This is a genomic window from Lacinutrix sp. MEBiC02404 (assembly GCF_053601575.1).
The window spans coordinates 78,750-97,061 of sequence record NZ_JBSHNV010000128.1; the positions used below are offsets into that span (position 1 = coordinate 78,750).

At 31.5% G+C, this 18,312-nt stretch carries 17 protein-coding genes; 13 read left to right on the top strand and 4 right to left on the bottom strand.

The genetic code is table 11. The features are described 5' to 3' along the window. Positions 1-460: 460 nt before the first annotated feature. Positions 461-643, top strand: coding sequence for a hypothetical protein (locus tag ACVCXO_RS03330; RefSeq protein ID WP_452228175.1), 183 nt, complete (start codon positions 461-463; stop codon positions 641-643). Positions 644-779: 136 nt separating this feature from the next. On the opposite strand, the gene ACVCXO_RS03335 is transcribed toward ACVCXO_RS03330, so the two are convergent. Then, entirely contained in the window at positions 780-1,445 is a 666-nt protein-coding gene (locus ACVCXO_RS03335; protein ID WP_452228176.1) for a hypothetical protein, read from the bottom strand. Positions 1,446-1,553: 108 nt separating this feature from the next. Further along, positions 1,554-1,757: a hypothetical protein gene (locus ACVCXO_RS03340; protein ID WP_452228177.1), complete on the bottom strand. Its 204-nt coding sequence runs from the start codon at positions 1,755-1,757 to the stop codon at positions 1,554-1,556. A 174-nt stretch (positions 1,758-1,931) separates the two neighbouring features. On the opposite strand from ACVCXO_RS03340, the gene corA reads away from it, so the two are divergent. From corA to ACVCXO_RS03355, 3 genes are all read left to right on the top strand, one after another. Further along, positions 1,932-3,032, top strand: coding sequence for a magnesium/cobalt transporter CorA (corA, locus tag ACVCXO_RS03345; protein WP_452228178.1), 1,101 nt, complete (start codon positions 1,932-1,934; stop codon positions 3,030-3,032). A gap of 165 nt (positions 3,033-3,197) precedes the next feature. Next, a complete protein-coding gene (locus ACVCXO_RS03350) occupies positions 3,198-3,857 on the top strand; it encodes a hypothetical protein (RefSeq protein ID WP_452228179.1) in 660 nt (219 codons plus the stop codon). 59 nt (positions 3,858-3,916) lie between these two features. After that, positions 3,917-4,864 (top strand): tRNA dihydrouridine synthase, encoded by a 948-nt coding sequence (locus tag ACVCXO_RS03355; RefSeq protein ID WP_452228180.1) that lies wholly within the window; start codon positions 3,917-3,919, stop codon positions 4,862-4,864. 44 nt (positions 4,865-4,908) lie between these two features. On the opposite strand, the gene ACVCXO_RS03360 is transcribed toward ACVCXO_RS03355, so the two are convergent. Beyond that, the gene (locus tag ACVCXO_RS03360; protein WP_452228181.1) at positions 4,909-5,766 is read right to left on the bottom strand and encodes a YitT family protein; all 858 of its coding nucleotides are present in this window, start codon (positions 5,764-5,766) and stop codon (positions 4,909-4,911) included. Between the two features lie 555 nt (positions 5,767-6,321). Here ACVCXO_RS03360 and ACVCXO_RS03365 point away from each other — a divergent pair. The 4 genes from ACVCXO_RS03365 to ACVCXO_RS03380 all read left to right on the top strand — a co-directional run bounded on the left by ACVCXO_RS03365 (position 6,322) and on the right by ACVCXO_RS03380 (position 12,198). Next, positions 6,322-7,383: a hypothetical protein gene (locus tag ACVCXO_RS03365; protein WP_452228182.1), complete on the top strand. Its 1,062-nt coding sequence runs from the start codon at positions 6,322-6,324 to the stop codon at positions 7,381-7,383. Between the two features lie 24 nt (positions 7,384-7,407). Beyond that, positions 7,408-10,860, top strand: coding sequence for a pyruvate carboxylase (locus ACVCXO_RS03370; RefSeq protein ID WP_452228183.1), 3,453 nt, complete (start codon positions 7,408-7,410; stop codon positions 10,858-10,860). A 39-nt stretch (positions 10,861-10,899) separates the two neighbouring features. Then, positions 10,900-11,877, top strand: coding sequence for an endonuclease/exonuclease/phosphatase family protein (locus ACVCXO_RS03375; RefSeq protein WP_452228184.1), 978 nt, complete (start codon positions 10,900-10,902; stop codon positions 11,875-11,877). Positions 11,878-12,015: 138 nt separating this feature from the next. Continuing rightward, complete coding sequence (locus ACVCXO_RS03380; RefSeq protein ID WP_452228185.1) at positions 12,016-12,198, top strand: hypothetical protein; 183 nt, start codon at positions 12,016-12,018, stop codon at positions 12,196-12,198. A gap of 188 nt (positions 12,199-12,386) precedes the next feature. On the opposite strand, the gene ACVCXO_RS03385 is transcribed toward ACVCXO_RS03380, so the two are convergent. Beyond that, complete coding sequence (locus ACVCXO_RS03385) at positions 12,387-13,202, bottom strand: T9SS type A sorting domain-containing protein (protein WP_452228186.1); 816 nt, start codon at positions 13,200-13,202, stop codon at positions 12,387-12,389. Between the two features lie 246 nt (positions 13,203-13,448). Here ACVCXO_RS03385 and ACVCXO_RS03390 point away from each other — a divergent pair, with 246 nt between their 5' ends. From ACVCXO_RS03390 to ACVCXO_RS03410, 5 genes are all read left to right on the top strand, one after another. Further along, positions 13,449-14,402 carry a T9SS type A sorting domain-containing protein gene (locus tag ACVCXO_RS03390; RefSeq protein ID WP_452228187.1) on the top strand — a complete coding sequence of 318 codons (954 nt, stop codon included), beginning with the start codon at positions 13,449-13,451 and terminating at the stop codon, positions 14,400-14,402. A 303-nt stretch (positions 14,403-14,705) separates the two neighbouring features. Further along, on the top strand, positions 14,706-15,545 hold the full coding sequence (locus ACVCXO_RS03395) for a T9SS type A sorting domain-containing protein (protein ID WP_452228188.1): 840 nt from the start codon (positions 14,706-14,708) through the stop codon (positions 15,543-15,545). Positions 15,546-15,695: 150 nt separating this feature from the next. Next, complete coding sequence (locus ACVCXO_RS03400; protein WP_452228189.1) at positions 15,696-16,052, top strand: DUF6567 family protein; 357 nt, start codon at positions 15,696-15,698, stop codon at positions 16,050-16,052. Between the two features lie 256 nt (positions 16,053-16,308). After that, positions 16,309-17,295 carry a hypothetical protein gene (locus ACVCXO_RS03405; protein WP_452228190.1) on the top strand — a complete coding sequence of 329 codons (987 nt, stop codon included), beginning with the start codon at positions 16,309-16,311 and terminating at the stop codon, positions 17,293-17,295. A 21-nt stretch (positions 17,296-17,316) separates the two neighbouring features. Next, the gene (locus ACVCXO_RS03410; protein WP_452228191.1) at positions 17,317-18,027 is read left to right on the top strand and encodes a hypothetical protein; all 711 of its coding nucleotides are present in this window, start codon (positions 17,317-17,319) and stop codon (positions 18,025-18,027) included. Positions 18,028-18,312: the final 285 nt, after the last annotated feature.

Consider the following 18,312-nt stretch of genomic DNA (forward strand, 5'->3'; position numbering starts at 1 on the left):
TAACAACAAAAACTAGAGCAATACAAGTTGATGAAGTATATAAAATATCTGTTTACTTTCCTTCTTGTTTTCGGACTGACGGTTAATTCGTGTTCTATATATTCTCCATTAAATTCTAAAAACTATCATCAAGTCTCTTCGGTAAAGACTCGAAAAAAAATAAATCGTAAACATTCAAAAGTATATGTTTATGCTAAAAAAATACGTTCTAAAAAAGCAGAAATTGCAAGAATTACATATCGTAATCTACGAGATGCGTATACTACACAAATACAAATTCTTTTAAAATTACGAATAACGCTTTATAAAAAGATAGATTCTAAAATAGCGGAAACCGTTTTTTTAAACCAAAGAACCACTTCTAGCACTATAGATTCTTGTTTATACCTAGCCTAGAGCCCATTTACGATCTACGCTAGTACCATGATAAAAAAATGTATAATCCTTTATCATTACTAAAATGTATAAACAAAAAAATAAAACCGTCTTGGAGAAATTCAAGCACATTGCCTATTGGATAAAAAGAAAATTATTTTTAATCCTTGCCGCACTTATGATTGGCATGTCGAACGGCATTTATAACGAAGAAAAAAACGTTAAAAACAATCAGATTCAAACAGAACAACAAGATAAAAAAGAGTAAACAAACATCGAAATAATCTTTTTATAATTCATAAAAAAACCACCTTTAGAATACCTAGGTGTCTATTTGGCATCAAACCAAAAATCTACAGCTACTTTTTCTGCTCCTGCATCAGATCGTTGCGCATCTTGGCCTCTCATTCCGCCACGACCTCCTCCATTTCCGCCACGGCCACCGCCATTTCCACGGCCTCACCACCACTTCGCATTCCTTGGTCTTGACTTTGACCTCTATCTTTACTATTAGATCCTTCTTTTTTATTAGTAACAACGCCTATGGATAATTTAGAAAAATCAGTGTTTTCTTGTGTACCTATTCTATATTTTGGAATTTTAACTGAAAATTCAAATAGTTGATTCGAGTTTGTATACTTCGTTTTAATCGCAATGTCTAAACTATTTAAGTCCTTATTAAAATTTTGACTTACTTTAAAAGAACTATACGCTGCCTCTGCAGGTAATTTTTCAATCATGCTATTTAAATCTATAGCATTTGGATCCATATTTCGTGAACCTTGTACAAATTGTTTTGGTTCGTTACCAGTTGGATACTTAACGTAGACATTCTTTTTTTTCTTTCCTTTAATGTCATAATAAATGGTAAGACCATTTCTAATTATTGACATTGCAGTCTTTTTATCCGTCGTACTTACATTAAGGTGCACATAATTGCCGTCTTGTGAAACTTTATACAAAACGTTTTCATTGCTTATTTGCGTAGTATCTGCTGGAAAACTTTTTTTATTGGATGCTAAAGAATTAAAACTTGAAAGTGCAAAGAGTACGATTATTAAATATTTCATTTTTGTTAAAAGTTAGATTTTAAAATTTATAGTATGGTATAAAGACTATTAAAATTTAGAAAGGTTTAATCCTTAAAAAATTAAAAATTAAAAAAAGACGAAAACTATTTAGTTTTCGTCTTCAGGTTGGATTAATTTGGATTGGTATTTCTCTAAAAATTTCTTTTGTCTAGTAATCATTTGCTGTCTTATTTTATCGATATCCATAAAGTCTGACCCAAAATCACTTCCAAAAAAACCATCATTAAAGAAACGTTTGCTAAAAAGGGAATCTAGTAAAAAAACAGATTCAACCCCTTGACTTTCAAACATCGAAATAATCTTTTTATAATTCACAAAAAAACCACCTTTCGAGGTGGTTTTTTTATTGACTTATTGATAAATATTAGGTAAATTCGTTTCGCTTTCCGTATAGGTTACTTTAACGGATTTAGAACATTTAGCTATTCGTGCGTTTTAAAGATATTTTGTTAAACAATACACCCAATGGCAATAAAAAAAACCATTTCACGACATAAGAATATGACAAGATTTATAAAAAAGAATAAGTTAGAAATTGGTTTATCTCCTGACGATTTAGTTTTTAGAGGGCAAATAAAAACGGACCAAGTATTACTAAGGATTATTGACTTTGACGCAAAAAATTTAACGGAAGATGATGTACAAACAGTCAAAGAAGTTGGCGAGTTCCAGTATAAAAACACAGTTACTTGGATAAACGTCGATGGTCTTCATAATACGTTAATAATGCAAGAAATAACCTCTGTATTTAACCTAGACACCTTGGTTATGGCAGAAGTTTTAAATACAGACGCAAGACCAAGAGTTATTGAGTATGACAATTGCACCTTAATAACAGTTAAGATGTTAAGGCTAGACGAAACCACAGGAAAAACGATAGTAGAAAACCTAAGTTTAATTCTCACAAAAACAGTTTTAATTTCTTTTCAAGAACAAAAAGGAGATGTATTTGAGCCAGTACGAGAAAGAATTAGAAAGCAAAAAAAGAGGATTCGTAATGGAGGTACCGACTATTTAACATTTGCCTTATTAGATATTGTTGTCGATAATTATTTATACGTTATAAGTGTATTAGGAGAAAAAATTGAAACCTTAGAAGAAAACCTTTTACTGAACCCGAATAAAAATATTATTAACGAAATTAATAACTATAAACGAGAGTTAAACTTTTTACGTAAAAGTATCAAGCCTGCCAAAGAAATGATTTTTTCATTAGCTAAAACAGATTCTGATTTTATAACAGAAAGCACCTATCTTCATTTCAAAGAACTGGAAGATAACATTAGCCAAGCCAATGATGCTTCAGACGATTATCGTGAGATATTATCCGACCAGCTTAATATTTATCACACCACCATAAGCAGTAAGCTTAATGATATAATGAAATTTCTTACCGTATTTTCAGTAATATTTATTCCATTAACTTTTATAGCTGGAATCTATGGAACCAACTTTGAATATGTTCCAGAACTTTCTTATAAATATAGTTATTTCATAATGTGGATTATAATGATCTTAGTTGCAATAGGCATGCTGTTATTTTTTAAAAAGAAAAAATGGTTTTAATAAAATAGATTCATCTTATATTTCACGAAGCATATTTAAAACTGTCTTTCGAGGTGTTTTTTTTATTGGCTTAGTGAGAAAAAACAGTTAGATTTCGTTTCCGTTTTATCTAACGTATTTAAAACAAGTTTATATTTCTCACACTTTATATTACCATTATATTATATGAATAGATTACTAGTATTAATCCTTTTAGTTTTAACAGGCTGTAAGTCGTCTCACACAAACTCTGAAAATGAAACTTCCACTAGTTTTGAAGGAGAAATAAAATTCGCTATTACAATTACAACTACTCAAAAAGCTTCAAAAAGCCTACAACAGAGACTTGATGATAGATATGGAGATAGTTTATATATGTATTATTCTAAAACAGGGGATTTTAAAAGACAACATATAAATACGGGCAAAAATGGTATTGACGCACAATATTATAACGCAAATAAGGGAAATGTAATTATCACCAATAAAGAAGCTCGAATAGTAAAGGAATTAAATGTAATGACAAATTCATTAAAATTTTTAAGCAAAAGAAAAATTGACAATGAGAAAATCATGGGTTTAGATTGTGCATGTTATGAATACCTAACTATTTGGAAAAAAAAGAACGTAGATGTAACTTTAAATTATTGCTTTAGTTTAGATAGCCCAGAAATTGATCCTGAATTATTTTCAAAACACAATGATTTCTTTTTGAATACATTTTATGAATTTACTAAAAGACCATACTTAAAATATTCTATGGAGACCGATCAGTTCAAATTATCTTATTCTGCTGTGGAATTAAGTGAGAAGCAAATTAACAAGAAAACTTTTGAAGTGAAATAAATTTTATTAAAGTATTTAACTAAAAAACAATTCTATTACCTTTGCGCCAACCATAAACTATGCCTTTCACTTTATTATCTTCGCCTTTACAGGGTTTTACCGATTTTCGTTTTCGGAATGCACAAAACAAATATTTTGGAGGTATGGATACTTTTTACGCACCTTATATTCGTTTAAACGGAAAGCTAAAAATAAAGTCTTCGTATGAACGCGATTTACTTCCAGAAAACAATACAACGCTAGAAGTCATTCCGCAAGTAATTACCAATGATGCGGAAGAATTTTTATTCGTCGCAAAATATGTACAAGATCTTGGCTATAAAGAACTCAATTGGAATTTAGGTTGTCCGTATCCAATGGTTACCAATCGCGGTATGGGTTCTGGACTCATCTGCGATCCAAATAAAATAGACCATATTTTAGAGCGTGCGCATAATGAAACCGATATTCTGGTTTCTATGAAAATGCGAATGGGTTATGAAAACAGTGAAGAAATACTCCACACCTTCCCTATTCTAGATAAGTATCCGCTTAAAAATGTTGCTATTCATGCGCGTATTGGAAAGCAATTATACAAAGGTGCCGTCGATTTAGAGGCTTTTCAAAAATGTATTGATGTTGCAAAGCACAAACTGTATTACAATGGCGATATTACGAGTGTAGATCAGTTTAAAAAAATGCGAGAACGCTTTCCTAGTATTGATCATTTTATGATTGGTCGCGGATTAATTGCGGATCCTTTTTTACCGAGTATGATAAAAAACGATACGCTAGAATACCCTAAAAACCGATGGGAAATATTTGAGGAGTTTCATAATGAAATCTATCAACAATACGATGCTTCTTTATCTGGACCAACACCAATAAAAATGAAAATGCTTGGCTTTTGGGAATACTTTTCCCAATCGTTTTCCAATCCGCAAAAAACATACAAAGCTATTAAAAAAGCGGGGAATCCTGTAAAGTACAAACAGGCAGTAAAAGAAATTTTAAATAAAGAAAAATAAAAACCACCTCTAGAAAGAAGTGGTTTTTTTATTATCTCATTTTTTTAAATCGATTCTGTATTAGACTCTAAAATACTAATATCTGCTTTAGCATCAACTTTATAAACAATCCTTTTAATAGCTTCCAATTGCTTGGTGTTTTTAGTAATTAAAATCAGTTTTCCTTGTGAGTCGTGATGAATCAATTTAAAGATCGTTTTGGTATAATCTTTATGTTTTAAAAAAGCTTCCTGAATACGTAAATTCTGTTTCGAAAACACAAAAACGGTCATATGTGTTGTAGACTGTTTTATATAATAAGCTATCGTTTTACTAATAGCTATAATTGCTGCAATACTATATGCTGCCATGGTAAAATCTTCAAAAACTAAAATCCCTAAGAAAATAACAACACCATCAACCATTAAAATAAGTTTGCTATATGGAAGCTTTATTTTGGTAGCCAAAATTCGAACCAAGATATCATTTCCTCCAGTTGTAGCTCCTGCTTTCATTACCATAAAAACAGAAAAGCCTACAATAACGCCTCCAAATATAGAAGACAATAAAACATCTTCTACAAAGATTTTATTTCCAGAGAATTTTGAAAAAACATCAATATAAAAAGATACAGATACCATAGAAAAAGCAGTTTTTATACCCGTTTTTCTACCAAGCACTTTTGTTCCCCAAAGCAACAAAGGAATATTAATAAGTAAGGCTACCAACCCAATAGACATTCCTGTAAGCTTATTAATAACAATACTTAATCCTAAAATTCCACCTGGCACTATATTATGCGGAATAATAAATATTACGTAGGCAATTGCCAATACAAACGAACCTAGCAAAACATGCGTATAACTTTTCAGTTCTGTAAGTACTTGCTCTCTTTTCAACAACAATGTGATTCTTTTTATCATAACATTAGGTATAAAAAAATCCCTTTGATTTCAAATGATATCAAAGGGATTAAAAATTTAAGTTTAATTAATTTTAAAAGCTCTGATATTGAAAAATAGACAACTTATTACACATATATATACGTGTATTCTTGGCACTATTAATTAAAATCAGGTTTAAAAAATTCATTTTATTATAGGTATAAAAAAAAGCGTTCTATATAAATAGAACGCTTTTAAATATTAATTAATATATATACGCTCTAGCCTTCGAGTTTAAACATCGAATGCTTTTTACAAATAGTATTTAAGTTATTGTTTTTCATAATTATAATGCAAAGGTAAAATTATTTTGAACATACAAACCATTCTTTTACACATAATTAACTTTAACAAAAATATAATGATATAATACAGCTGTTATATTTCAAATTTCGTACTTTTTGTTTACCAAAACAAACTATCTTGAAACGATTAACAATAGGATTTAGACCTCTATTTTAGTCAAAATAAATACTATGCACGCATTGTATTTTTAAGAATTATAAATTACCTTATAGCCTTTACATAATTACCATGGACAAAAAGTTAATTTCGAAGAAAAAACCAGCGTTTCCAATAACAGAATCCCTGTCTAAATATCTTACCAAGCAAGGTAGGAACATAAAAATCCCTATTTACTATGATGATTTATTAAGGTTTCAAGGTGCTATAGAAGTTTTTGATGCGGAAGGAAATGACACCTTATGGATTAGTTGTTACTACTCCGAGCATGAACGGGAAGAAATACACCATAGCTTAAAACAAATGTATTCTATCTTACATTCCGACGGAAGTGACAGCATTTTACCGTATTTAAATATTGACAGTATTGATTTTTGCACCTTTGGTAATAGTAAACCTTTTCGTATAAAAGTTAGAAATATATTAAACGACAACTATCTTTTTCTTTATATAAAAAAGGCAGATGCATCCCGTATTTACGGCTTAGAATTAGAGGATATATTATCCCCAAATCACATTAATTTTTTAGTCCACAAAGACACTTTAATAGAAGAACATATTTCTGGAATCCCAGGAGATATCTATATAAAAGAGTATTTACATACCATTTCAGAACAGGATAAAAGAGAATTAGCAAAAGAGTTTGTTAAGTTTAATGAACGTTGTTTTGTTAGACTATTAGGAGATATGCGTTCCTACAATTATGTTATTGTAATTAGCTACGATTTTGATCGTAAACAATACCGTATTCGTGCAGTCGATTTTGATCAACAGAGTTATGAAGGAAATGTCAAGGTTTACAAACCGCAGTTTTTAAAAGAAAATAATCCGTTTGTAAAAATGAGCTTAGAGCTTTTAGCAAAAGAGTCGATAGAGCAGTATAAAAATGAAGAACGTTCCCTATTAGCAAAACGTGCAAAGAGCGAACAAAAACGTTTAAAACTCTTAATACAATGCATGAAAAAAGACAATATTTCTAATCCTGAAAAAGTTAAGGAATTAAAAACAGGATTGTTTAGTTTAACGGGGGATGTTCGATTTAAACGCGCAAAAAACATGGGCGAATTGCTAAAAGCAGCTTTAGAATTTGTTATTAGAAATTACCAAACCGGAAATCCATATATTCTAAGATAACATAACTATAATTACCACCATACAATGAAAATAAAAAAGGTTCTTGTTGCCAATAGAGGCGAAATTGCGATTAGAGTACTTCGTGCTTGTACAGAATTAAACATTGCTACAGTTGCGATTTACACGTATGAAGATAGGTACTCGCAACATAGAAATAAGGCGGATGAATCGTACCAAATTGGCGAAAACAATCAGCCTTTAAAACCATATTTAGATATTGAAGCGATTATAGATTTAGCAAAATCTAAACATGTAGATGCCATTCATCCAGGTTATGGTTTTCTTTCTGAAAACTCCGAATTCGCTAGAAAATGTGCCGAGAACGATATTATTTTTATTGGTCCAGATCCAGAAGTAATGGATGCTTTAGGCGATAAAATTACCGCTAAAAAAATAGCAGTAAAATGTAATGTTCCTATTATTGAAAGCAATACAAAGAAATTAACTTCTTTAAAAATCGCCATTTCGGAAGCAGATAAAATTGGTTATCCTTTAATGCTAAAAGCAGCTTCTGGTGGTGGAGGTCGTGGTATGCGCATTATTAGAAATACGGAAGATTTAGAACTTCATTTTATATCTGCAAGTAACGAAGCATTAAATGCGTTTGGTGATGGCACTATGTTTTTAGAAAAATATGTAGAAAATCCGAAGCATATCGAAGTCCAAATTGTAGCAGACAGACATGGTAATATTCGTCATTTGCATGAAAGAGATTGTTCGGTACAAAGACGACATCAAAAAGTAGTAGAAATTGCACCTTCCTTTAATGTTTCCGAAGCAGTAAAACAAAATTTATACAAATATGCCATTGCAATTACTTCCGAAGTAAACTATAATAATATTGGTACGGTAGAATTTTTGGTAGACCAAGAAGATAATATTTTCTTTATTGAAGTAAATCCAAGAATTCAAGTAGAACATACCGTAACCGAAATGGTGACTGGTTTTGACCTGGTGAAAACACAAATATTTATTGCTGGTGGTTATAAATTATCTGACGAGCAAATAAAAATGTACGACCAAGACAGCATTGCTACTTATGGTTTTGCATTACAATGTAGATTAACCACAGAAGATCCCGAAAATAATTTCACGCCAGATTATGGTATTGTAACTACCTACAGAAGTGCTTCGGGAATGGGAATTCGTTTAGATGCGGGTAGTATTTACCAAGGCTATCAGGTGAGTCCGTTTTTCGATTCTATGCTTGTAAAAGTTTCTGCGCATGGTAGAAGTTTAGATGGGGCAACCCGCAAAATGGTTCGTGCTTTAAAAGAGTTTCGAATTCGTGGTGTGAAAACTAATATTCATTTTTTACAAAATGTGATTCAGCATGAAGATTTTTTAAGCGGAAAAGTAACCGTAAACTTCATTCAAAATACACCTAGTTTATTCAAAATAAAACTACCACAAGACAGAACTTCTAAAGTGGTGAAATTTTTATCTGAAGTTAGCGTCAACGGAAACTCCGATGTAAAATTTAAAGACGATAGCAAGATTTTCAGAAATGCAAAAGCACCAAAATTTAGTGCATCGGCTCCTTTCCCAAAAGGAACCAAAGATTTATTAACCGAACTTGGTCCGGAAGCATTTTGCCAATGGTTAAAAGACGAAAATAAAATACAATATACAGATACTACGATGCGAGATGCGCATCAATCGCTTCTTGCCACAAGAATGCGAAGTTTTGATATGCTTAAAGTTGCCGAAAGTTTTGCGAAAAATCATCCAAACACTTTTAGTATGGAAGTTTGGGGAGGCGCTACTTTTGACGTGTGCTTGCGCTTTTTACATGAAAGTCCGTGGACACGTTTACGCGAATTGCGAAAAGCAGTTCCAAATATATTATTCCAAATGCTATTACGTGGTTCTAATGCGGTTGGTTACAAAGCGTATCCTGATAACCTTATCGAGAAATTTGTAGAGAAATCTTGGGAAAATGGTGTCGATATTTTTAGAATTTTCGATTCCCTAAACTGGGTAAAAGCGATGGAACCTAGTATTAATTATGTGCGTAACAAAACGGGCGGAATTGCACAAGCAGCAATTAGTTACACAGGAGATATTTTAGATCCTAATCAAACCAAGTACAACCTTAAATACTATACACAACTAGCAAAAGATTTAGAAAATGCTGGAGCGCATATGATTGCTATTAAAGATATGGCAGGTTTATTAAAACCCTATGCGGCAACCGAGTTGGTTGGTGCTTTAAAAGACACCGTAAACATTCCTATTCATTTACATACGCACGATACTTCTTCTTTACAAACAGCAACGTATTTAAAAGCTATTGAAGCTGGAGTTGATGTTGTAGATGTTGCTCTTGGTGGCTTGTCTGGTTTAACCTCGCAACCCAATTTTAATGCGGTTGTAGAAATGATGAAATACCAAGATCGTGCACATGATTTTGATATGCATAGTTTAAATCAGTTTTCTAATTTCTGGGAAGACACTCGCGATTTGTATTATCCTTTTGAATCTGGTTTAAAAGCTGGAACTGCCGAAGTTTTTCAACATGAAATTCCTGGCGGACAATATTCTAATTTACGTCCGCAAGCAACTGCTTTAGGTTTAGGAGATCGTTTTGATGAAGTTAAAAAAATGTATGCAGAAGTAAATGCCATGTTTGGTAATTTAATAAAAGTTACACCAAGCTCTAAAGTAGTTGGTGATATGGCTATTTTTATGGTTACTAATAATTTCACTCCAGAAGATGTAATGACGCGAGGCGAAGAAATTTCGTTTCCAGAATCGGTTATTAATTTCTTTAAAGGAGATCTTGGGCAACCGGTTGGTGGCTTTCCTAAAAAGCTTCAAAAAATTATACTTAAAAATAAAACGGCATATACCGACAGGCCAAATGCGCATTTAGAACCAATAGATTTTACGGTAGAATATGCAGCCTTTAAAAAGAAATTTCAAAAAGGTTTTACAAGAGCCATAGAAATAGAAGACTTCTTGTCCTACACTTTATATCCTAAAGTGTTTGAGCAGGCGCATGAAAATTATAAACGCTACGGAAACTTAGCATTGGTACCTACAAAGAATTTCTTTTATGGGATGCAGCTTGGCGAAGAAATACTAATCGAATTAGAACCCGGAAAAACCGTTATAATCAAACTTCTTTCTATCAGTATTCCTAACAATGAAGGGATGCGAACCGTTTTCTTTAAAGTCAATGGGGAGAATCGATTTGTGGAAATTTTAGATACCTCCTTAAATATTAAAATTGAGCAAAACGCTAAAATAGATCCTGCAGATACCAATCAAATTGGAGCTCCTTTACAAGGTTCGCTTTATAAAATACTAGTTAAGAAAGGACACGAAGTAAAAGAAAACGATGCGCTTTTTGTTATTGAAGCCATGAAAATGGAAACTACGGTAAATGCGTTTAAGTCTGGAAAAATTAAATCGATTACTTTAAAAGAAGGAAGCATGGTAAAACAGGATGATTTAGTGATTACTATGGAATAATAAGATATATAAAGATTTCCGTTTTCACGGAAAGCATACATGAAACACATATTTAAAACAATTCTAGTATTATTCGTAGCATTAATACTATGCGCCATTATTTTTTTCTTTTGGGCTTCTACATCTGTTTTAGCAGAAAGCGATTACCAAAAGATAGAAGTAAATAATTTTAAATCTATTACAGATACCGATTCTATATATAGCATTGTTACCTATAATATTGGTTATTTAAGCGGTATGACTAATAACCTTCCGGTTGCAAAGCCGAAAACGTTATTTGATGCCAATTTAAAAAAGGTTTTAGCGGAATTTAAAAAGTTAAAACCAGATATTATTGCATTTCAGGAAATTGATTTTGATGCATCGAGATCGTATCATATAAATCAGCATAATGAAATAGCAACATTAGGTTATACCTATGAAGCGGAAGCTGTAAACTGGGACAAAACGTATGTTCCTTTTCCATATTGGCCGATTTCCACAAACTTTGGCAAAGTACTTTCTGGACAATCTGTATTGAGTAAATATCCAATAAAAAGCCAAGAAAGAATCGTTTTAGAACGTGTTCAAAGTAGTCCATTCTATCGGAATGCTTTTTACATTGACCGTTTAGCACAAGTAGTTAAAGTGCAAATTGAAAATAAAGAAGTCGTTTTAATTAATGTACACTTGGAAGCTTTTGATAAACAAACTCGCGAAAACCAATTTAAAGCGGTTATGAAAGTGTTCGAAAAGTACGCTGCTACAAATCCAACCATCTTATTAGGCGATTTTAATAGTGATGCCAATGACGAAAATGCAGTGATTCAAAACATACTACAAAATAACAGTATTGGAAATGCAGCATTTACAAATAGTGATTATGCTTTCACATTTAACTCCGAAAAACCAGAGGTACGTATCGACTATATTTTTTACAGCAAAAACACCATCCATTATGTAGATGGAAAAGTACTCAACCAGTTTGAACAAGCATCAGACCACTTGCCTATTGCAATGCGTTTTAAATTTAAATAATGTACTAAAGTTTTTCTTCAAACAAAACGATTCTTTTAGCCGAAGATACTTTAATGAATGCCGTTTTAATGAAACAAATTCTTAGTAAATGGGGCGTTGTAACAGAACATGTTGCCAATGGTATTATGGCTGTGGAACATGCCAGAGTTACATGGTTTGGATGCTACCAGAAGGATTAAAAAACCAGGCAGTTTAAATGCGCAGACTCCTGTTTTTGCAATAACAGCAGATGTAATGACTAGTAAAAATAAAGAGACCTCTCCATTATTTAATAGATCCTTTGGAAGTCGCTTGAAATGGATAAACTATATGCTGCTATAGCACAAGAAACGGTAACGTACATCAACCCAACTAACGAATGTTTAGATTTAGTTTAGTTCTTTGTGAATAAAAGATGAAGTTATTATTCTTAAACAAAAAATGTCATTTTAAATAGTGCGCTATACACACTCTTTAAAATGACATTAGTACTGGCCTAAACCATTATTCGCAGTAAGTTCCTAGTAATTTTACTTTATAAACTTTCTAGAAACCACTTGATTGTTGGCGTCCTCTATAACAGCAACATAAGCACCATTACTTAAGGCACTAACATTCGCTTTGTTTCCTAATGATTCACTAATTAATTTACCAGCAATATTATAAATACGAACCGTTTTTATAGTACTATTAGAAGATGTAACATTTAAAGTTCCAGCATTCACAAATACGCGAACAGCAGTATTATTATTTAAATAATGTTCTCGAGATAAGTCTGCAACAGAAAGCACTCTAATATTATCAAAATCCAGACTTTCGGTACCATCCCCATTATCGTCTATTCGAGTAATAGAAAGTCCTAATACATCTATAAGTAAATCATCAAGACTCTTTGGACCATCCACGGTTAGTACTGCGGGTAATAACGAAATAGTATACGTTTCAAAATTGGTTGCAGAAGCAGGCACTGTAATACTTAAAGACTCCGCTGATGTCACATTTGTTCCTGTTTCGTTATCAAATAAAAGAATTACTAATTCCATATCTTCACCAGACAAATTCCTTGCGTCAAATCTAATACCACCAACACCTACGCTAGTATAATTCCCTCCCCAAGTTATATTGTCAAGAATTAATCTATTAGGAGGTAACGTTCCTGGAAATATAGATGGTGATCCACTTGCTGTCAAAAACCCACCAGCTACAGAAACAGGAGTAAACGATGTATTTAAATTATCCCAACCTTCAAAATCATTATCTGTACTAAAGGTGCTTTCTTGCCCAATACTTATTTGACCATAAGTCACTTGTGCTAAAAGAATAAATAAAATGTAAATTTTTTTCATAATTTTTAATTTTTAATTTTTGTAAAACTAGTATTTTTATTTTAAACAAATACTAAAAGAAAGGCAAGAAAAATAAGTTCCCTTTTGCATACATATAAAACCACCTCTTTTGGTGGTTTTATTATGCCTTTATATTCCTATTAACCCAAAACCACGTAGTTATACCCGTTTTTTATGGTAAGAAAAAACCATAGGTTTGCCAAACACCTATTATTCCTAATAACGAACTAAAAAAACAGGTAAAACATGAAAAAAAATTACGTACTTATTTTATTATTTATCACATTAACGTCAAATATACATGCTCAAAATTATTGGGGAGTAGACGCTTCTGTAGATGTCGCGAATGCTGAATTTCAAAATGACTTTATAGAAACTGGAACTGCAGGAAATTATTCTAACTCCACTTGGACAGCACTTTCTATAAATGATAACGGCGGTACCGTAACACCAGGAGCAGCATATTGGACAAGAAACACACTTGGCTATTCTCAAGGTGCATATTGGTCTACATCCACGCTAACAAACGCGCCATCACAGGCTAATGGTATCGCTATTTTTGATTCCGACTTCATGGACAATGGTGGCACACCTAATGCATTCGGTACGGGCACATCACCATCTGGTCATAAAGGAGAACTGATTTCGCCAAGAATAAATTTAACAGGAAACACAGATGTACCTCTAGCTGTGAAATTTTATTCCCAATATCGAAATTTTGCTATTTCGGAATTAAGTGTTTCCTTTTCTTCTGATGATGGAACGACTTGGGGAACTTCGGTTGCTTATACTACATTACAAGCAACTCCTTTCGATGAAGGCTTTTTGACTTTAGCATTACCAGCAACTTCGACTCAAGGAGTTACTAACTTATCACAATGTAGACTAAAATTCACTTTTGATGGAGATTATTATTTCGCAATAATTGACGACGTAACTATTTTAAATGCAGCTGCTTTATCTACAGATAATTTTACGCAAAACCATAAAGTTACATTGTTTCCAAATCCTGCTACAGATTATATTCAAATTAATGGCCTAACAAAAACCGAAGACTACACTATCTATAATACTTTAGGTCAAGAAGTGAAAAGTGGTTTTATTTCTGAAAACCAAAAATTAGACATCCAAAGCCTTGCCAACGGCATGTATTTCTTAAAACTAGAAGAAGGAAATTCTTTTAAATTCATGAAAAAATAAGCAGTATAAAACACCTTTTAATAATCTAAAAAACCACCTTTTTTAGGTGGTTTTTTTAAACGCTTATATTCCTATTAAAACAAAATCACGTATTTATACCTGATTCTTTTATGGAAAAAAAACATAAGTTTGCCAAATGCGCATTATTATTAATAACGAGCTAAAAAAACAGGCAAAACAGGCAAACGTTTGTAGTTCTTTTAATTAAAAACCATTTAATTTGTAGCCTGTTAATACAACTACTTCCCTCCTAAACATTAACAAATAGTAACCCCATTTTTAAACCCCAAATAAAATACCATTATGAAAAAAAACTACATTTCAAATCTCTTAACATTAAGCCTTTTATTATTAGGAGTTACAAGCATTTTTGCACAATCTACTGAGGATTTCGAATTGGAAGGCATAGGGTCTAGCTCCTTCACAGATAGCGGACAAACATTTAACGTAACAAGTCCAACAACTGGAGAAACCTATGACATCTTTAATTGTATTGGTTGTGGTTGGAATGGTTCAGCAACAGATGCACAATTCATCGAAAACTCAAGTGGATCTAATGGTACTAACAATGGTAGTAGCTTTACCATTTCTACTGGAGGTGTCGAAATTGGCATAACTTCTTTATACCTATTTTGTTCTACAACTAGTCTTAGCCCACATTCTGGAAGCTTAACAATTACAGGTTATAAAGCCGGTGTAATGCAATATACCTTTACAAAAACTTCTGGATTTTCAAATGTCAGTACTTTAACTCCTTTTAACGGATTTACTTTTATCGATTTTACTACAGAAGGCGGTGCTAATAATACCCAAAAAAGAATCGACCAATTGGTGATTACAGGTACTAATGATTTAGATTATATGGCGCTAGATGCATTTTCATGGGCACCAGGAAACACACTATCTGTAGACAATAACATCATGGATTCGCAAATACAGGTATACCCAAACCCAACCTCAAAAATTATCAAAATTTCGGGAATAAAAAGCGCAACGACATATTCTATTTATGATATTCTTGGAAACCAAATAACACAAGGAAGCGCAACTAAAAACACTGAAATTAATATTCAAAGCCTTGCCAACGGCATGTATTTCTTAAAACTAGAAGAAGGGAATTCTTTTAAATTCATAAAAAAATAAGTAGCACGAAACACGTTTTAATAATCTAAAAAACCACCTCTTTTGGTGGTTTTTTTATGCCAATACTTCACACTTACGGAAAACCGTAACGTTTCGTTTCTATTCTGTTTTATATTGCCGCTTTAAACTAGAAACCCAAAACTATATTACATGAAAAAAATTATTTTGTCCTTTGCCATTATCACACTATTTGCATCTTGTAAATCGGCGAGTTTACATCGTGGTGGCTACAACCAATTAAACCAAACCCAAACCGTATTATCTAGTTCTAACTTTAATGTACTTGGTAGTTTTTCAGGTACAGCAACAGAAAAAATAGTAACGGGTAATATCACGAATAAAGAAGGAATTATTGCGCAAGCCAAAGCAAAATTACTAGAAAACGCAAAAGCTGCAGGTATAACATTAACCGGTAGTAGAGCACTTATTAACGTAACTATTGATGTTACAGAAACTAAAAAGAGAATCAATGCAACCATCTCAGCCGAAATTATTGAGTTTAAATAAAAATAATTTTTCCTAAAGAAAAAACCACCTTTTGGGTGGTTTTTTTATGCGTTTATTTTTGGATTATGGGAAACCGTAAAGCTTCTATTTTAAACTGTTTTACATTGCTATGTAATAATAAAATATACGTAGTACTACGTATATAATTAATGTAGGAAAAGTTGTAGGTTTGTTTTTCAGGTTCCTACTCAATATTATTAATAAAAAACCCCACTAGAACGTGCTACCAAAAATCAAAAAATCATTAAAAAACACTATGAAATTAAACATTCTTGCTCTTATTATTCTATTGACAACAATTGGTTGCTCAAAAAATAAAACAACTACATACATTGGTAATATTAACAATGCTGTTAATGGGGAAATAAGAATATCCAACAATGAAAATGATATTCAAGGTGTTTTTTACAATTCAGATAAAGACAGTGAAATTCAACTAAAAGGAATTAGGATTGGAAATAAGTTAACCTTGGAAGAGTACACAAAAAATAATGTTATTTCTGGTTTTTTTGAAGGAGAAATAGATAATGATGGATATAATGGAAGCTGGTTTAATCCAGACAAAACCATACAAGTTCCTTTTACCTTCAAATTAAAAACACCTAAATTAAATTCAGACGAAAAAAAACCTAAAACGGATAAATCTCTAGCACTAAATCTAGACCAAGAAAAGCTTAATAAAGGTATAGAGAAGAGAAATATATTTCTTTATGAGCTTTTAAGCAAAATAAATTTATCCTTAGAAAAAGAAAAAAGCAAACTGATAAATATTAAAAATGACAGCTATTCTTCAAGAGTTCAAAAAGAAAAAAACATTTTAAAAACTGAAAAATCAATAGAAGATTTAGAAGTTATACTTAGTGCAATAAGAAATCGAATTGCTAACCAACAGTTAACAACTTATTTTGAATTCCAAAAAAAACCTAATAGTCTTGTAAAGCACATTTATACTTCCTTTTTAAATAGCGATTTTTCTAAATTGGAATTTCTCTTTGATCCATATGGAGAATATAGTGATGCTGTAGAGCCTTTAATGATTTCTCAAATCGTAGTAAACAATATGGGATATAAAAATAAATTCGAGCAATTTAAGACTATAAAATTTGAAATAATAAACACGAGAATTGACAATAACATTGCTTATGTTTTAGTTAATGCAGAAAAAGAATATGATACCGATGAAACTCTTTTTACATTAATTAACAGAAACGAAATTTGGTATTTAAAAGATATTAGTAATTAACTAACCCAATATAAAAACAAAATGAAAAAAATAACATTAACTATATTACTTTTAGTAGTATTTAACTTCATAAGTGCGCAAACAGCAGAAAACAAAGATTACGAATCGATTAGTTTTAATACCGAAAAATTAAATGAAGGTAAAGAGAAACTAAATATTTTCTTTTATAAAATATTAGGAGAAACAAAAACTGAATTAAAAAAACAAAAGAACAAATTAAAAGAAGTTTCTGAAAGTACGAGATATAGCTCTAAAGTTACAAAAGAAAAAGAAACTTTGAAAATATTAAACGAAATTGATAAAATAGAGAGTGTTTTAATTGAAGTTAGAAGTAAGATTGCAAGTGAAAAATATTCAAAGGCATATCATTTTCAAAAAGCACCAGAAAGTGTAATTAATCATTTCTTCGCAGCTTTTCAAAATAATGATTATTCCAAATTCGATTATTTAAAGGACCCATATGGTGAGTATTCTGAAGATTTAAACTTTTTAAGCTTAATGTCTGTGTTCACTACTTATTTGAAAGAAAAAAATTCATTTGACGCATTTAAAAATGAAATAGAGTTTGAAGTAATTAATACACGTATAGAAAATGATAAAGCTTTCGTTCTAGTAAAGACTAAAAATGAAGAAGCGGTAACCAATAGCTATAGAAATAATTCTAATTCGGAAAGATTATTCACGCTTATCACAAGAGAAGGGTATTGGTATTTAATAGATATTGAACAATAATAGTGTTTAAGAACAGGGCAAATAATAATATATAGTAGATTTCTTTCTCTACAACAAATATAAAACCACCTCTTTTGGTGGTTTTATTATGCCTTTATTTTACGATTATGGGAAACCGTAATGGTTCTATTTTAAACTGTTTTACATTGCTGCGTAATAATAAAATATACGTAGTACTACGTATATTATTAATATAGGAAAAGTTGTAGGTTTGGTAGATATACACCGAAAGCATTTAACAAATAAAAAACGCACGCTGAGCAGGTACATTTGCATGATATGAGT

Coding starts and splice junctions, on each gene's coding strand:
- ACVCXO_RS03330 (WP_452228175.1), top strand. CDS start 461: ATGTATAAACAAAAAAATAAAACCGTCTTGGAGAAATTCAAGCACATT.
- ACVCXO_RS03350 (WP_452228179.1), top strand. CDS start 3,198: ATGAATAGATTACTAGTATTAATCCTTTTAGTTTTAACAGGCTGTAAG.
- ACVCXO_RS03405 (WP_452228190.1), top strand. CDS start 16,309: ATGAAATTAAACATTCTTGCTCTTATTATTCTATTGACAACAATTGGT.
- corA (WP_452228178.1), top strand. CDS start 1,932: ATGGCAATAAAAAAAACCATTTCACGACATAAGAATATGACAAGATTT.
- ACVCXO_RS03335 (WP_452228176.1), bottom strand. CDS start 1,445: ATGAAATATTTAATAATCGTACTCTTTGCACTTTCAAGTTTTAATTCT.
- ACVCXO_RS03365 (WP_452228182.1), top strand. CDS start 6,322: ATGGACAAAAAGTTAATTTCGAAGAAAAAACCAGCGTTTCCAATAACA.
- ACVCXO_RS03340 (WP_452228177.1), bottom strand. CDS start 1,757: ATGTTTGAAAGTCAAGGGGTTGAATCTGTTTTTTTACTAGATTCCCTT.
- ACVCXO_RS03370 (WP_452228183.1), top strand. CDS start 7,408: ATGAAAATAAAAAAGGTTCTTGTTGCCAATAGAGGCGAAATTGCGATT.
- ACVCXO_RS03390 (WP_452228187.1), top strand. CDS start 13,449: ATGAAAAAAAATTACGTACTTATTTTATTATTTATCACATTAACGTCA.
- ACVCXO_RS03395 (WP_452228188.1), top strand. CDS start 14,706: ATGAAAAAAAACTACATTTCAAATCTCTTAACATTAAGCCTTTTATTA.
- ACVCXO_RS03355 (WP_452228180.1), top strand. CDS start 3,917: ATGCCTTTCACTTTATTATCTTCGCCTTTACAGGGTTTTACCGATTTT.
- ACVCXO_RS03400 (WP_452228189.1), top strand. CDS start 15,696: ATGAAAAAAATTATTTTGTCCTTTGCCATTATCACACTATTTGCATCT.
- ACVCXO_RS03360 (WP_452228181.1), bottom strand. CDS start 5,766: ATGATAAAAAGAATCACATTGTTGTTGAAAAGAGAGCAAGTACTTACA.
- ACVCXO_RS03410 (WP_452228191.1), top strand. CDS start 17,317: ATGAAAAAAATAACATTAACTATATTACTTTTAGTAGTATTTAACTTC.
- ACVCXO_RS03385 (WP_452228186.1), bottom strand. CDS start 13,202: ATGAAAAAAATTTACATTTTATTTATTCTTTTAGCACAAGTGACTTAT.
- ACVCXO_RS03380 (WP_452228185.1), top strand. CDS start 12,016: ATGCCAGAGTTACATGGTTTGGATGCTACCAGAAGGATTAAAAAACCA.
- ACVCXO_RS03375 (WP_452228184.1), top strand. CDS start 10,900: ATGAAACACATATTTAAAACAATTCTAGTATTATTCGTAGCATTAATA.